The 16039-nt window shown below is 50.3% G+C and carries 12 protein-coding genes; 7 read left to right on the plus strand and 5 right to left on the minus strand.

The window, feature by feature from the left end; translation table 11 throughout:
• The first annotated feature begins 725 nt into the window (after positions 1-725).
• Positions 726-1292 carry a photosystem I assembly protein Ycf4 gene (locus tag H6G89_RS15945; RefSeq protein WP_190508076.1) on the plus strand — a complete coding sequence of 189 codons (567 nt, stop codon included), beginning with the start codon at positions 726-728 and terminating at the stop codon, positions 1290-1292.
• Between the two features lie 196 nt (positions 1293-1488).
• Positions 1489-2250, plus strand: a complete 762-nt coding sequence (locus H6G89_RS15950; RefSeq protein WP_190508078.1) for a peptidylprolyl isomerase — start codon at positions 1489-1491, stop codon at positions 2248-2250.
• 74 nt (positions 2251-2324) lie between these two features.
• Here H6G89_RS15950 and H6G89_RS15955 read toward each other — a convergent pair whose 3' ends face one another.
• Positions 2325-3809: an ammonium transporter gene (locus H6G89_RS15955; RefSeq protein WP_190508080.1), complete on the minus strand. Its 1485-nt coding sequence runs from the start codon at positions 3807-3809 to the stop codon at positions 2325-2327.
• A gap of 546 nt (positions 3810-4355) precedes the next feature.
• Between H6G89_RS15955 and H6G89_RS15960 the strand changes: the two genes are divergently transcribed.
• The 3 genes from H6G89_RS15960 to H6G89_RS15970 all read left to right on the plus strand — a co-directional run bounded on the left by H6G89_RS15960 (position 4356) and on the right by H6G89_RS15970 (position 8752).
• Complete coding sequence (locus tag H6G89_RS15960) at positions 4356-5147, plus strand: response regulator (protein ID WP_190508082.1); 792 nt, start codon at positions 4356-4358, stop codon at positions 5145-5147.
• Between the two features lie 157 nt (positions 5148-5304).
• Positions 5305-6867 (plus strand): NAD(P)/FAD-dependent oxidoreductase, encoded by a 1563-nt coding sequence (locus H6G89_RS15965; RefSeq protein WP_190508084.1) that lies wholly within the window; start codon positions 5305-5307, stop codon positions 6865-6867.
• 205 nt (positions 6868-7072) lie between these two features.
• Positions 7073-8752: a GH3 auxin-responsive promoter family protein gene (locus H6G89_RS15970; RefSeq protein WP_190508086.1), complete on the plus strand. Its 1680-nt coding sequence runs from the start codon at positions 7073-7075 to the stop codon at positions 8750-8752.
• 114 nt (positions 8753-8866) lie between these two features.
• Here the strand turns inward: H6G89_RS15970 and H6G89_RS15975 are convergent, their stop codons facing one another.
• Positions 8867-10261 carry an amidohydrolase family protein gene (locus tag H6G89_RS15975; protein ID WP_190508088.1) on the minus strand — a complete coding sequence of 465 codons (1395 nt, stop codon included), beginning with the start codon at positions 10259-10261 and terminating at the stop codon, positions 8867-8869.
• A 189-nt stretch (positions 10262-10450) separates the two neighbouring features.
• Between H6G89_RS15975 and H6G89_RS15980 the strand changes: the two genes are divergently transcribed.
• On the plus strand, positions 10451-11164 hold the full coding sequence (locus H6G89_RS15980; protein ID WP_190508089.1) for an aspartyl/asparaginyl beta-hydroxylase domain-containing protein: 714 nt from the start codon (positions 10451-10453) through the stop codon (positions 11162-11164).
• A gap of 225 nt (positions 11165-11389) precedes the next feature.
• Entirely contained in the window at positions 11390-12148 is a 759-nt protein-coding gene (locus H6G89_RS15985; protein WP_190508091.1) for a PspA/IM30 family protein, read from the plus strand.
• 284 nt (positions 12149-12432) lie between these two features.
• Here H6G89_RS15985 and H6G89_RS15990 read toward each other — a convergent pair whose 3' ends face one another.
• From H6G89_RS15990 to dxs, 3 genes are all read right to left on the minus strand, one after another.
• Positions 12433-12639, minus strand: a complete 207-nt coding sequence (locus H6G89_RS15990; protein ID WP_199336753.1) for a hypothetical protein — start codon at positions 12637-12639, stop codon at positions 12433-12435.
• Positions 12640-12672: 33 nt separating this feature from the next.
• Positions 12673-13731 (minus strand): S-methyl-5-thioribose-1-phosphate isomerase, encoded by a 1059-nt coding sequence (mtnA, locus tag H6G89_RS15995; protein WP_190508093.1) that lies wholly within the window; start codon positions 13729-13731, stop codon positions 12673-12675.
• A gap of 268 nt (positions 13732-13999) precedes the next feature.
• On the minus strand, positions 14000-15913 hold the full coding sequence (gene dxs, locus H6G89_RS16000; protein WP_190508094.1) for a 1-deoxy-D-xylulose-5-phosphate synthase: 1914 nt from the start codon (positions 15911-15913) through the stop codon (positions 14000-14002).
• Between the last annotated feature and the right edge of the window lie 126 nt (positions 15914-16039).

Genomic DNA, 16039 nt, shown 5'->3' on the forward strand with positions numbered 1-16039 from the left:
CCTGACCAGCCGACGAATACAAATCTGTCGCGCTTGAGCCAGTCATCGAGGACGTCAAACCATCCTCGCTCTGCTTGCGCGCGCCCCATTGCTATGGTCATCTCATAACCTCTTAATATTGCAGGGAGTGCTCTAAATCCTTACAGTGTAGAGCTTTCACCAGGAGGGAAAGCATCTGTAGGAGCGAGCTTTGGAGTTGGATTCTGGCGCGGTTCGCCGGACATAGCGTTCACTACGCTCAGGCGCGGGCTAAATGCCTCTGCCAGATCCAGTTCACCGCCTCATCTACATTTAAGAATGCCAGATGAGGGATACCAGGATGGATTGAATGTTTCTATATGATAAGGAGAGACGATAAATTTTACAATCTGATACGTAATTTCTCAGCAACTCAGAATTAGTGGAAGTTAAAGAGTAAGTATTTATTCCTATTTAGATAAGATGTGCTCTGTGAGAGAAGAGGAACGAAGAAGTGAGGGAATAGCAAGCAGAGTTGTATAACTTCCACCCAGTTCGCAACACGAGAATATCTGTTCCTGATGCCTCTCACTGTTTGTTCGATGCCACTTTCAACCCTAAGCCGTTATAACCACGTCCTTGATTGCCAACTTCATTTAGTCCAGAAGGGTTACTGCGGTAGATAATAGATGAAATGAGTGGTCAAGTTGTTTGACCTCGTGAATTTCTAACCCTTGTGAATCTCTAAACCTTTTTAGCAATCTCCCATGACTGCATCGACTACATCCACTGAGAATTATTTATTGCGCCAACGAGTAATCGGTGCTCGTCGTTTTAGCAACTATTGGTGGGCAACCATTATTTCACTGGGAGCCTCTGGCTTCTTGCTGTCCAGCGTTTCCAGCTATTTGCATGTCAATCTTTTGCCCTTTACGGATGCAACGGAATTGATTTTTGTCCCTCAAGGTTTGGTAATGGGGCTTTACGGAGCGGCGGGTTTACTGCTGTCTCTGTATTTGTGGCTGATTATCCTGTGGGATGTTGGGGGCGGGTATAACGAATTTAATCGGGAGACAGGAACGGTAAAGATTTTTCGGTGGGGATTTCCTGGAAAGAATCGCCGCATTGAGCTAGACCACAAAATTGAAGACGTTCAAGCGGTGAATGTGACAGTTCGGGAAGGGTTGAACCCACGTCGTGCGCTGTACTTGCGAATCAAAGGGAAAGGCGATATCCCTCTAACTCGTGTGGGGCAGCCAATGGCGTTGTCGGAATTAGAGACTCAAGGTGCAGAACTCGCTCGGTTTTTGAGAGTTCCCCTGGAAGGGCTGTAGCCCCTCTTCATCACATGCAAGAAAGGTACTCCTGAGGCAGAGCCTTCGCAAAATATTTCTGGATGGGATTAAACCAGGACGGATGCTGAGGTTTAGCTAATTTCTGTCTTGCTGACTTCTCACTTTAGGAATGCAAGTGGTAACTTTGGGCGTGGCAGAATCGTCAGTGGAATGTGTTGAAGTGGAGAATTAACCTATGCGAATTCGTCAATGGTTTATGACTGCCCTGCTGATAGGGGCTGTATTGCTGGGTGGATGCTCCTTTCAGGGCAGCACACCTGTGGCGAGTCCTTCTCCTGAGTCAACTACGGCTCAGACCTCGCCCACTCCGTCGGCAACCCCTACACCTGCTAACTCGCCAAACTCCGCTGTTTCGGGATTACGCCGTTTGCAGGGAAAAGCGACGGTGGAAATGGTCGTCAAGGGTTCACCGATCACGATTGAGGTGGATGGAGACAATGCCCCTGTTACGGCGGGTAATTTTGTTGATTTAGTCAGCCAGGGCGTATACGACGGGTTAGCATTTCATCGCGTGATTCGGCAGCCAGAACCCTTTGTGGTGCAGGGGGGCGACCCTCAAAGCAAAGACCCTAGCTTCCCGATCGCCCAACTAGGAACGGGTGGTTACACCGATCCAACCACAAACGCAGAGCGATATATTCCCCTGGAAATTAAACCAGAGGGTGCAACAGAGCCAGTCTATGGTCAACCGATCTCTGAGCCTCCGGTTTTAAGACATGAACGGGGCGCAGTGGCAATGGCGCGATCGCAATTTCCCGACTCCGCTTCCTCCCAGTTTTACTTTGCCTTAGCGAACTTAGCCTTTCTGGACGGCAGTTACGCTGTCTTCGGCAAAGTTACAGCCGGAATGGATGTTGTTGATCAGATTCAACAGGGCGATCGCATCGAGACTGCAAGAGTGACAACTGGGTTGGAGAATTTGCAACCCGCTCAGTAGGAGGGGAATGGGGAGTAGGGAGTAGGGAGTGCCCCATCCCCCTATTACCCCATCCCCCTTACTGCTCCAAACCCTTAACCTTTTCTCAGCTCCACTAATCCGGTATAGGCTTCCATTCCGTGTTCACTGATATCCAACCCTCGCAGCTCCTCACCGGGTGAAACACGAATACCCAGTGTTGCCTTGATAGCTAGCCATGCTCCGAGACTAAAGAGGGAACTGAACCCACCCACAGCAATAATGCCGATCAGTTGGATGAAGAGTTGTTGGATACCGCCACCCAGCAGTACTCCCATGGCTGGACCTGCTCCTTCGCCATACCAGGAGTAGACCCCCGGTCCGACACTAAATAACCCAACGGCTAAGGTTCCCCAGACGCCACACACTAGGTGGACAGAAATCGCGCCAACTGGGTCGTCTACCTTCAAGCTGTCGATGATGGTTACTGAGAATACAACCAGCACCCCAGCGATTAAGCCAATCAGGAAAGAACTACCGATGTTGACATAGGCACAGCCAGCCGTAACGCCCACCAGACCTGCCAAAATGCCATTGATAATCATGGATAGGTCAGGTTTACCTAAATAAATCCAGGAGGTCAGGGTTGCGGCAAGACCGCCCACTGCTCCAGCTGTATTGGTGGTTAGTAGAATGTGCCCAATCGCAGAGGGATCAGCCGCCATGGTTGAGCCTGGATTAAATCCAAACCAACCCAACCATAGAATCAAACATCCCAGAGTCGAGAGGCTGAGGTTATGACCGGGCATCGCAATGCCACCGCTTTCCTTATAACGACCAAGCCTTGATCCCAATAACAGAGCACCCACGAGCCCCGACCAACCTCCAACGGAGTGAACTACCGTGGAGCCTGCAAAATCCCAAAAGCCAAGTTTTGCTAACCAGCCTCCACCCCAGATCCAATGTCCAGTGATGGGATAGGAAATGCCGACCAACAGGAGGCTAAAGACCAGAAACGCTACAAACTTGATCCGCTCAGCAACGGCTCCTGACACGATGGTAGCGGCTGTTCCAGCAAATGCCAGTTGAAAGAAAAACTTGACTGAAAGTGGAACACTTGCCCAACTTAATGAGCTAAATATGCCTTGATAGTTATCCCCGGTCAAGGGGCTGTTGTCTGCTCCCTGGAGTAAAAAGCCTGAGGTGCCAAAGAAACCCGTGCCATCTCCAAACATGATGGCAAAGCCAATAATCCAATATGCCAAAGTAGATAGGGCAAAAACGATCAGGTTTTTAGCTAACAGGTTGACTGCGTTTTTGCTGCGGCAAAAACCAGTTTCTAGCATACAAAACCCAGCATTCATAAAGAATACGAGGCAGCCTGCAATAACAACCCAAATCGTATCTAGAATGACTTCAATTTCAAACGGAATCTCGTTTGGAAGAGCTTCCTGGGCGATCGCTGCACTGCTCCAAGCAAATACGAGTCCTACCGCAATTAACGCACAAAACCGCCAGTTTTTCACGGAATAAGACCGATTGAAAATCAGTCTGGCAGAGTCCAAAACATTCTGAGCAATTGGCTGCAACCACCTATACATGAACTGCAATACCTCCAAGATTTAAGGCTAAGGATTCTCTTGATAGGTAGATGCATTTTGTGTTACGAGTCAGATTTGTTGTCCCTAACAAATCCGATCCATCATCTTCGGCGAAAATGCCTTCTTAAAGATGCATTATTTGATACTAATTGGCAAATATTTTTCTAGTAATGTAGTTTGGTGATTATCTTCGATCCCTCTAAGAATCAGCTCTAGGGCGATCGCTCGCTGTAGAAGTTCATCTAAGACTTAGCACGATACCAACTAACTGAATCGGTTTTCTTCTGGTATTTGGATTAACAGGTATTAAGTGTTAGGAATCGTTAAAGATTTGAAGAAATTATATTGAAGGGTGCTGATCAGGTTCTGTAATTGCTGAAAGAGTTATCGGCAGTGCCTTACTATCATTCATACGATTTTTTGGATGCCGCTGCATCCGTTTTATTAACAAGCCTGTAATAGCGTCCAGGCATCTGGTTGCCCAGATGTGCGGTATATATTTTTATTCGCGTGCGCTCTGTTCAGTTCTCTAGTTGACTTCCACCGATGGCTGACTCGCAACGTTTAGTGTTAATGATTCAACCCAATCGGCTTCAAGGGCTGATATGGCAAGCCGTCTTGAAGTCCCAACGCCTTGCCGTGATTTGGGAATCACCGGAGACTAACTTAGAAGAAAATCTGACCCAATTGCAGCAGGCAGGGTTAGCATTACCCGATTTGCTATTGGTGGACGTTAGGCTCCGTGATTTCAACCCCTATGCTTTTTGTCGCTGGTGTCGCGACCATTGCCCTGACATCAAGGTTGTGCTGGTCAATGCCTCTAAAAAAGAGATCATTCCCTCTGAGCGACAGTGGGCGGTGTTGCAGGGGGCAGCTGACCTGTTGCCCGCTTTTGACCCAGACAATTTGGTCACAACGGTTGCCGACGGGGTGAAGCGGGTTCTCAAGATTTTGGATGAACAAGCGTTGGATAACGGGTCGCTGATCTCAGTATTGCTCAACATCAAGCGTGAGCTAGAACGCCGAGCCAACAGTGCCGACGTGTCGGTGAGCAATGGCAAAGCAGTGCGAAACAGTACTCCTGATACGGCGATCGCCCCTCCCCTTACTCCAGAAGAACCATCCGGTCCTTTGAGTAAATTGAAGGACAATCGCTCCATCATCTCCAAATTTATCAATCAAAATCCACCGCCTCCTTCTCCCCAAAAACGGCTCAATTCCAATGGGCATAACCACAATGGGGCGGTTGATATCGATGCTGAGGCAGTCTTATCGGATGAGGATCTGCCAACCGATGACCCACCTCCAACCCGGATGTATCGGGGCAGGAAGTATTAGAGAGGGAGTAGGGAGGTAAGGGAGTAGCTCAGTCCTCAGTCCTCAGTCCTCAGAACCCACTGCTTCGCTGCGATCGCTTCTCTAATGAAGGTTGATTAAGAAGAGTGAAGAGAGACACGATAGGATCAAGGGGGTGATCGTGTTTCCTTCTGATGCCATGACTTCAACCAACTCTGTGGTAGAACAGATTCTCGCGTCGATTCCTGGGGATGCGCTGGAAAATTTGCGACGGGTCGATCGCCTCTGGCAAAGTTATAAGCAAGACACTCTAACCCTTACAGAGGTCGTAAAGTGGAACTCGGAACCTCTGACTACGGTCAATTGGGATGTGGTGATTTGTGGCGGAACGTTGGGAATTCTGCTGGGCGTTGCTCTGGCTCAACGAGGTTGGAAGGTTGCCTTATTAGAGCGGGGAGAGTTGCGGGGACGGGATCAGGAGTGGAATATCTCTCGGCGGGAGTTAGCGGAACTGGTGGAGTTGGAGTTGCTGTCGGCGGATGAACTGGAGGAGGCGATCGCCACAGAGTACAATCCCGCTCGACTTGGTTTTGAAGGTGGATCAGACCTGTGGGTGACTGACATTCTCAATATTGGAGTCAGTCCAGTGACACTGCTGGATCGGCTAAAGCATAAGTTTCTTGCAGTTGGTGGACAGTTGTTTGAGCACACCGCTTTTGCAGGGGTGGTGGTGCATCCCAATGGGGTCAATGTTCAGGCAGGGCAGTCATTTCAGGCGCGGCTTGTGCTGGATGCCATGGGGCACTTTTCAGCGATCGCTCGTCAGGCGAGGGGTGGGCGCAAGCCCGATGCTGTTTGTGTAGTGGTTGGCAGTTGTGCTCAAGGCTTTCCCAAAAATGACACCGGAGATTTGTTGGTGTCGTTCACGCCGATGCAAAACCAGTGCCAATACTTTTGGGAGGCGTTTCCAGCACGAGACGGCAGAACCACCTACCTCTTTACTTATTTGGATGCAGAACCAGAGCGTCCCAATTTGGAAGATTTTTTTGCCGATTACCTCAACCTGTTGCCACAATATCAAGCTGTTGAGTTGCCGCAACTCCAGTTTCAACGGGCGTTGTTTGGCTTCTTTCCCTGTTATCGAGACAGTCCCCTAAAACTCAGTTGGGATCGGATTTTAGCCGTCGGTGACAGCAGTGGTAGCCAATCCCCTCTCAGTTTTGGTGGATTTGGAGCAATGATCCGTCACCTGAAACGATTGACAACGGGAATTCATGCTGCCCTTGAAGCCGATTTGCTCGATCGCCAAGCCCTCGCATGGCTGCAACCCTATCAACCGAATCTGTCTGTCACCTGGCTCTTTCAGCGAGCGATGAGTGCAAAGGTCAATCAAACCGTTGACCCCAATCAGGTGAACGCGCTGTTGACGGCTGTGTTTCAGCAAATGGCAACTCTGGGAAATACAGTGCTGAATCCTTTCCTGCAAGATGTGGTGAAGTTCTCAGCTTTGTCAAAAACGCTCCTGCAAACCGCGATCGCCCATCCCGGTTTAGTCTTCAAAATTATTCCGCAAGTGGGGCTGTTCACTCTGTTGGAATGGATGGTGCACTACTTCAACTTGGGTTTGTATGCCGGGCTGTATCACAGCTTGAAGCCATTACAACCCTGGATCAATCAGTTACCTGAACAACCGCGTTTTTATTGCCAGCGTCTTTTAGAGGCATGGCAATACGGTTCTGGCAACGACTACCGTCAGACTTGATGAAAGGGTGCGATTTGTAGCTCAAATCAATCGTCTATAGCTATCCAGCTAGACAACTAATAGCTATAGAATTCCGTATGAGGATGTGATGATGTCATGATTTCAGGGCTAGTGGGCTAACGCTTATCGCAGCTCAATCATGACGATGGATAATAACCAGACTTAGAACTGGTGTGTGAGTGTAAGTTGGTGTGAGGCTTTTCCTATGACAAATCCGTTGCTCTCGTTATTGACCGTTGTAATTGAGGCATCACGGGCGAGTTTTGTCCGTAAAACTCGACAAACGGCAGCTATCCAAGAACAGTTTTTGCTGACTCTGCTCCGTGCTCACCAAAACACAGCACTGGGACGCGACTTTGGCTTAGCGGATATCAAAACAGTTGATCAGTTTCGTGAACGAGTGCCCATTTTGCCCTATAGCCGTTATGAACCGTATATTGAGCGGGTGGCAAAAGGTGAACATAACATTTTGACCCCTGACCCCGTCCGGTATTTGAATTTAACCAGTGGCTCAACCGGGAAGCAAAAACTGGTGCCTGTTACGAAGCGATCGCGTCAGGTATTGAATCTAGCACAGCGCACCAGTATGGGGTTCGCCGCCGCTGCTGCTCGCAAATGGGGCTTGCCCATCGGCAAAATGTTGCTCACCAGTTCAGTACAACTGCTAGGACGCACCAGCGGTGGCATTGAGTATGGTCCTGTCAGTGTGGGCAACCTGCGTCATAGCCATCCCTTTTATCGGCAAGTGTTTGCCCAACCCTTTGAGGCGTTGCAAGCCAGCGACAGTCTAGCACGGCACTATCTCTGTCTGTTATTTGCCCTGTGTAATCCCAAAATGGCGGTGATTGGGGCAAACTTCCCGGTGCTGGCATTGCGACTGTGTGATTACCTGGAGTGTTACGCCGAGGATTTAATTCAAGATATTGAAACAGGGGCGATCGCCCACTGGCTCAAGCTAGAACCCGAACTGCGCGTCAAGCTTGAAAAGATATGGTCGGCTGACCCAAAACGGGCAGACGAATTACGTCACATCCTAAAAACTGAGGATCGATTAACTCCCAAATCGGTCTGGCCCGATCTGTCCTTTATCATCACAGCCCGAGGCGGCACCTCAGACTTCTACTTTGAACGCTTCCCCACCTATTTTGGCGACACTCCGATCTTTGGGGGCGTTTATGCTTCTGCGGAAGCCACCTTCGGTATCTATTACGACTTCAACAACGACGGCTCTATTCTGGCGATCGAGAATGGTTTCTTTGAATTCATCCCCGAAGACCAGTGGGAAGTTGAGCAACCCAAAACTTTGTTGGCTGAGGAAGTCATCCCCGGACATTACTACCGCATCCTCGTCACGAACTACAACGGCTTGTACCGCTATGACATCGGTGATGTCGTTGAGGTACTCGGCTTCTATGAAAAGGCTCCTCTGCTGGCGTTTCGGCATCGCTTGGGTGGGTTGCTCTCCTCCACTACAGAAAAGACCACCGAATTTCACGCCACTCAGGTGATGCAACTCTTGCAGCAAGAGTTTAACGTGCCCCTGGAAAACTTCTGCATCACGTTGTCGGAGGACGTTGTTCCAGCTCCCTATCTGGTCAATATTGAGTTGCCACCGGGACACACCCTACCCGATCCCAAAGCTTTCCTGTCGCGATTTGACCATCGCCTCAAAGAGATTCACGTCTCCTATGAAGTGAAGCGGCGCGATCAAGTGCCACCTCCTCGTCTGCGCATTCTGGAACACGGCAGTTTTGCAGAAGTGCGGCAGCGGTTGTTAAAACGTGGGATTCCGGAATCGCAACTGAAATTCCCTCATATCAGCGAAGACCGCAAGATCCTGTCAGGATTGCGAGTGGAGACGGAAGTGAGACTGGTAGAGGGGTAGAGGGGTAGAGGGGTAATGGTCAGTAGTCAGTGGTCAGTGGTCAGTAGTCAGTGGCGATTCTCACTCCCCCACTCCCCTACTCTCTTATGCCCCCACTCCCTACTCCCCATTCCCTCACTCCCTCACACTCACAGTTTCTTTAGCCGTTGGCAGGCTATTGCGCAGGCGATCGCCATACAGGTTTAGTGCGTTGCCACCGAGGAGGAGTCCCAGATGGTCGCGATCGTAGTTGGCTTGTTCATCTACATCACTAACGCAACCGTACAGGGTGCCATCCCAGTGACCGTAATCTGCGGAGAAGCAGGGGAGTCGCTTGCCGACATCGCCCATTGCGACTGGCATATAGCTGGGGGAGGGATCGTCGGACTCAAAGGAGACGAAGATCTGTCCTCGCTCAAAATACTCCAATGGGTCACGATGCTTCAGGTCATAGTGTTCGTACAGGCTGGCATCTTCGATCGCGTTGGAGTTGTGTTCCGTGTTCCACAGCAAGCCAAGCAGGTTACGCACCTGGCTCATCATGCCGACGCTGTCATGGATGCCGCGTTCCTGCATGGCGAGTTTGGCAATCTCCATCATGGAGGGGCGATAGACATTTTTGGGGTCAAAGTCACGAATTCGCTTTTCCCAATGCTCGTGGCAGGCGAGAGCCATATCGGGTAACCAGCCACAACCTCCCTCCAGGAAGCCGACTCGCAGCGTGGGGAATTTCTCAAATGCGCCATCAAAAATCATGCGCACCAGGGCAAGCTGTTGCTGATTGCGCAACACGAAGATATGGGTCATGACAAAGGTTTCGGTGTGGTCTGCCAGACCGCCCACCAGTTGAGAACCAACGTTGCCATGCAGACCGACCGCAATGTCAAGATCGACCGCGGTTTGCAGTAGCGGATGAAAATCTGGATGACTCAATGCTTTGCAGGTGCGAATCTCAGGGAAGGCTTGCGGTGCTTTGGGATGGGGAATCGGCAAGTGGGGAGCCGTCATCACGCCGATCATGCCTAACTCATTGACGCAGCGTTTCATCTCAGCGATCGCCGCATTCACATCCTGCAAGGGAATCACGCCCACAGGTTTGAGCCGATCGCCATAGCCCCGACAATCCTCAGCGATGTAGTTGTTGTACGCCCGACAGAGTGCGATCGCCAGATCCTTGTCCACCAAGCAGGAGAAGGTTAGGTTAAACGTGCCATAAATCACTTGCACATCAATGCCCTGTTCATCCATCTGTTCAATCCGTACCCGATTAAACATCGCCCCCAGTGTGGTGTGGGGGTGCAGGTTACGAAACCCTCCTTTACCCAATCCCTCTGGCTGTGGAAACAAGCGAATCAAATCGTTTTGACCTGTGGCAGGGTTAAAGTCCATAATCTTGATTCTCTGGTCATTCAGGCGATCGACGGTTAACCCAATGCGATCGCGATATTCTGGTTCCAGATAATCCAACATCACCAGCGGGTTTTCAAGTTTATGAGCATCTGCATCGATGACCAGCAAGCCTTGGTACATGAACACTCCTCAGATAGATACATCAGGTAGACACAGATCAAGACTTCGCGTTAAAACAGCTGTTTTATCGCAAGATTAGGCAAACAATATCACACCCGAATCGGGGATGTTTTGATCGCACCGGAAAGTCTTTAATATCAAGAAGAACAACGTCATAATGTTGTGTTTGAACTTTGGGTGAGGACGTGAATGGGTAAGTTAATCAGTCAAGTTATTAAAACATTAGAGCGGCAGGTTCCTAAATACTCCAAAGTAGGGAACTCTGTCTTCTTCACAAACGACCAGTTTCCCTGGTCATACACCCTGGAAGCCAATTGGAAGGTGATTCGGGAAGAATTGGATGAGGTGATGGAGCATACCGATGCACTCCCCAATTTTCAGGACATCTCCCCTCGGCAACATAGAATCGCTAACGACAATCGCTGGAAAACATACTTTTTCTGGGCATTTGGATTCAAGTCAAAAGTGAACTGCGATCGCTGCCCCGAAACCACCAAATTGCTCAAAAAGATTCCAGGGTTGAAGGTCGCTTTCTTCTCAATTCTGGCTCCGGGCAAGCATATTCCCGAACACTACGGCAAACATAAAGGGCTGATTCGCTATCACCTCGGCTTAAAAGTGCCAGAACCCAGAGAAAAATGCCGCATTCGCGTGGCAGACCAATACGCCCACTGGGAAGAGGGTAAGAGCTTGATTTTTGATGACACTTACATGCACGAAGTCTGGAACGACACGGATGGCTATCGAGCGGTATTGTTCCTCGATATTGCTCGACCGATGCGCTTTCCTATGAACCTGGCAAACGCGATCGCCTGTTCCATCCTGGCGTTATCTCCTGTTGTACAAGTCGCTCGCGGTAACCACGAAAGTTGGGAAAAACAGTTTGAGAAGATGATGCGATAGGGGCAGACAGCGGGGAGAGAGGTCGAGGAGAGAATCGCTTGCCCTGACCCACTCAATGGTAGTTGCATCATGCGAGCCTATCCATGCTTTTCCCCTGTCTCCTTTCACTTGTATCTTTGATCCTTCATCTGTTATCTTTTCCTCCTGCTCTCTCCGTCTAAGGCTTTACTGCTCTATTGAGTTGCTGGTGTAGTATGAAACTAGAGCAGCTTCTGGAGTTTTGCTATGGGATTATTGGATCGAATCGGTCGGTTGATTCGAGCAAACCTGAATAGTCTGGTGGGTCAAGCAGAAGACCCCGAAAAGATTTTGGAACAGACTGTTCTGGATATGCAGGATGATTTGATCAAGTTGCGCCAAGCCGTAGCCCAGGCGATCGCTACTCAAAAACGGACAGAACGCCAAGCCGCTCAAGCTGAAACCACGGCTCAAGAATGGTATCGCCGCGCGCAACTGGCACTGCAAAAAGGGGAAGAAACCCTGGCACGCGAAGCATTGACTCGCCGCACCACCTACCAGCAAACGGCTGATACCCTCAAATCTCAGCTAGAGCAACAGAATGGCATTGTGGCGCAGATGAAGCAAAACATGACGAAGCTGGAAGGCAAACTGGCAGAGGCAAAAACCAAAAAAGATATGTACATTGCCCGTGCTCGTTCGGCGAAAGCCTCTGAAAAGCTGAACGAAATGATGGGGCGCGTCGGCACCAGTGGCGCAATGGCAGCTTTTGAACGGATGGAAGAAAAGGTGTTGCAACTGGAAGCCCGCTCAGAGGCGATCGCTGAACTCAGCGCAGACACGGTGGAACAGAAGTTTGCTGCCCTGGAAAGCGGTGGTGATGTCGAGGCTGAATTGGCAGCGATGAAAGCACAACTGTCTGGCAGTTCGGCTCAAGGTAGTCTGCCTGCTGGTCGTCCTGCCAAATCCAATCCTGGCGTTGACGCTGAACTGGAGCAACTCCGCGCTCAACTGGAAGAGAAATAGTTTTCCAGTAGCCTAAATTTAACCCGAGTTCGGGATCAGGATCTTAGCAGTTAAAACCGCAGCTATAGCTATATTCACACTGTGTAGGACAAGGAGCTTAAGCCCCTTGTTCATATGGGTCTTGAATTGTCCTAACAATACGTGAATTCGGGATAAGGATTTCGGCGGTTAAAACCGCCGCTATCGGAGCAAAACCGACTTGCGTCAGTTCGTCAAACCTTGATTTTCCGTAGTCCGCATCGGCGGACTACGCTCTAGTAGCCGCGAATTCATTCGCTGGGTTCTTAAACTGCAACCTCATACTTTTCAAAGGGGCGCAACCCACGACCCGTATCAAAAATATGCGTGTCTGACAAACCAATGCCGTAATGCCAGAACGGATCCAGCGGATTTTGCCAGTTGAGTAGCCGCCCGTAGCGTCTACTGGATGGATCAGTAAGGCGATCGATCGCTTTTAGAGACTGCTCAATTTGATTGAGAGATAACGGCATATAGACCTTGCAGTTGCCATTAAACAGTTCTGTTTAAACGGCTTGCTTCTCCCGGAAGTTGACCAGTTCTCCAGGTTTTACAACACCGTGTTCCGTGATGATGCCTGTAATCAACTCCGCTGGGGTAACATCAAATGCCGGATTGTAAAACTCCACCTCTGGCGGGCAGATGCGGGTATCGCCAATCTGATAAACCTCAACCGGATCGCGTTCCTCAATGGGAATCTGACTACCGTCGCTTAAGTTAAAATCGATCGTTGATAAAGGAGCCGCGACAAAGAACGGAACGTTGTGTGCCTTGGCGACGAGTGCGAGGCTATAAGTACCGATCTTGTTCGCCGTATCGCCATTAGCCGCAATGCGATCGGCTCCGACCACAACCACATCCACCATCTTGCGCTGCATACAGTGGGCTGCCATGCTGTCTGTTAGCAGGGTAACGGGAATGCCCTCCTGCACACACTCCCATGCCGTGAGCTTTGCTCCCTGTAAGCGAGGACGGGTTTCATCGGCATAGACTCGTTCTAGCCGACCCTCCCGCCATGCCGATCGCACCACTCCCAACGCCGTGCCATAGCCTGCTGTAGCCAATGCTCCTGCATTACAGTGGGTCAAGATTCGCAATTGCTGTGGTTCCGGAGGTAACGCCAGCAAACCGTGATCACCGATCGCCTGACAGGTTTGCAAATCTTCGGTGTTAATCAGTTGTGCCGTCTTCAGCAGCACTTCCTGCAAATATTCCACAGGGCCAATGGTTTGCTTGGCTGTCCGCACCATCCGGTCGATCGCCCAGAACAAATTGACCGCCGTTGGACGAGTTGCCTTGAGCCGCTTGGCAACCGCTTCTAGCTCTACCAAAAACTGGTCGCGATCGCGTGTCTCAATCTCCCGTGCCCCCAAATACATCCCATAGGCAGCAGCAACTCCGATCGCCGGTGCTCCCCGAACGATCATTGTCTTAATTGCCTCTGCCATATCATCAGAGCGACTAATTTGAACAAGGTCATACTCTTCTGGCAGGCGAGTCTGATCAATCAGCAAGACGTGATCTTCGTACCAAACAACGGGGTAGACCTGGTTTGTAAAAGTCATAGGTCAGCGGGAATGAGTGACGATGCTTCTGTTATAGCTGAGATCCCTGGCAATGCCAGTTGGCAACACAACTTAACATGGGGTTGAATATACCATTCAACCTGCATTTATGCTTGCTTGGAATCTCCGGCTTCTGAAGAAGCCGGAGATTTGGTATGACTACTAGTACAGCAAACTGAAAGTTTTGATGGGGGTGAAGGGGTTCTACCCCTTCTTGGGGGCGAAGCCCCCAAACCCCCCTTATGTTGCAAAACTTGTGTTTGCAACACTAGTCACTTACAGCGACTGCTTGAGGTTGGGGGTTAAATTGCTTCAGCAATCGCTCTGCAATTTGAGGACCCGTTAACCCCAATGCCTTCATTGATTCATCCGGCTTAGCATGATCCACGAGAATGTCAGGCACACCAATCCGAGTGACGGAGGCTGCAATGCCAGCATCAAGAATTGCCTCAGCGACTCCAGAGCCAAAGCCACCCATGACACAGCCTTCTTCTAGCGTGACCACCCGTCCGATTTGTCGAGCGAGAGGCAAGATCAGTTCGGTGTCGAGGGGTTTGGCAAAACGGGCATTAATCACGGTTGCCTCAATGCCATGTTCGCTGAGAATTTCAGCGGCTTGCATCGCAGGATGAACCATTGTGCCATAGCCCATCATCAGCAGGTCATCGCCTTGCCGTAAAATCTCTGCCTTCCCAATGGGCAACGGTTCCCAACCTTCCTCCATGAGGGGAACGCCTTGACCGTTGCCGCGTGGGTAACGGAGGGCGATCGCCCCATCGGTGTAATTGATACCCGTGACGATCATGCGTTGGAGTTCTGCTTCGTCTTTAGGAGCCATCAACACCATGTTGGGGATGCACCGCAGATAGGCAATGTCATACATGCCTTGATGGGTGGGACCGTCGGCTCCAACAATACCCGCGCGATCGAGGCAGAAGAACACGGGCAACTTTTGAATGCAGACATCGTGAATAATCTGGTCGTACGCCCGTTGCAGGAAGGTGGAATAAATTGCCACGACCGGACGCATCCCTTCACACGCTAAACCTGCTGCCAACGTCACAGCATGTTGCTCGGCAATGCCCACATCAATATATTGCTTGGGCAATTTGGCTTGCAATTTATCCAGCCCTGTTCCCGTTGCCATCGCAGCGGTAATGCCGACAATTTTGGGATTGTTTTCTGCCAATTTGACCAGCGTATGGGCAAACACTTTAGCGTAATCGGGTGGCTTGGGCTTGCTGGCTGGAATTGCCTTGCCAGTAGCTAAGTTAAAGGGTGATTGAGCATGATAGCCGACCTGATCTTGTTCAGCGATCGCATATCCCTTACCTTTCGTGGTCGCCACATGGACCAACACCGGACCGTGATGCTGGTGTGCCTGCTGGAAGGTGGCAATCAGTTCCTCCAGATTGTGACCATCAACGGGACCCATGTAGGTAAAGCCCAATTCCTCGAACACAGCCCCGACTTTGGGAACCGCCAACCGCTTCATCCCTTCTTTGATCCGGCTCAATTCGGGGGACAGGGAATCACCCACAAACGGCAGGTGCTTAAACTGCTCCTCTAGATTGTCGGTGAGGAACTGCATTGGGGGACTCAGCCGCATTTTGTTGAGATAGCGAGGAATCGCTCCAACGTTGGGAGAGATAGACATCTCGTTATCGTTCAAAACGACCAGCAAATTAGTCTTTGGCAAATGTCCAGCATGGTTGATGGCCTCCAGAGCCATACCCCCCGTTAGAGCACCATCGCCAATCACAGCAACCACTTTGAAGCGATCGCCCTGTAAATCGCGTGCCAGTGCCATGCCCAATGCCGCAGAGATGCTAGTGGAGGCGTGCCCTGCTCCGAAGTGGTCAAACTTGCTTTCGCATCGCTTGAGATATCCGGCAACACCATCTTTTTGGCGCAGTGTATGAAATTGGTTGTATCGTCCAGTAATGAGCTTGTGAGGATACGCCTGATGCCCCACATCCCAAATCACTTTGTCACGATCTAAATCAAGTGTTTGATACAATCCCAACGTGAGTTCTACCACACCTAAGCCCGGACCTAAATGCCCACCACTAGCGGCAACTGTCTCCAGATGTTTCTCGCGAATTTGGCGGGCAATTTGCTTAAGCTGATGAATTGATAGACCGTGTAATTGATTGGGATGTGTGACTTCACTCAAATGCATAGGAAGAAATACCTTTCGAGTGGTTAACCTGGGATCTCGTAGTCTTCTCTCACTCTAATGGAATTCGGGGATCAGATTTGTCGCTTTCTCAACTCAAAGTAGAAAAACTTCACCCAAATGTATCAA

The organism is Oscillatoria sp. FACHB-1407 (assembly GCF_014697545.1).
In the GTDB taxonomy this organism is placed as follows: Bacteria; Cyanobacteriota; Cyanobacteriia; order Elainellales; family Elainellaceae; genus FACHB-1407.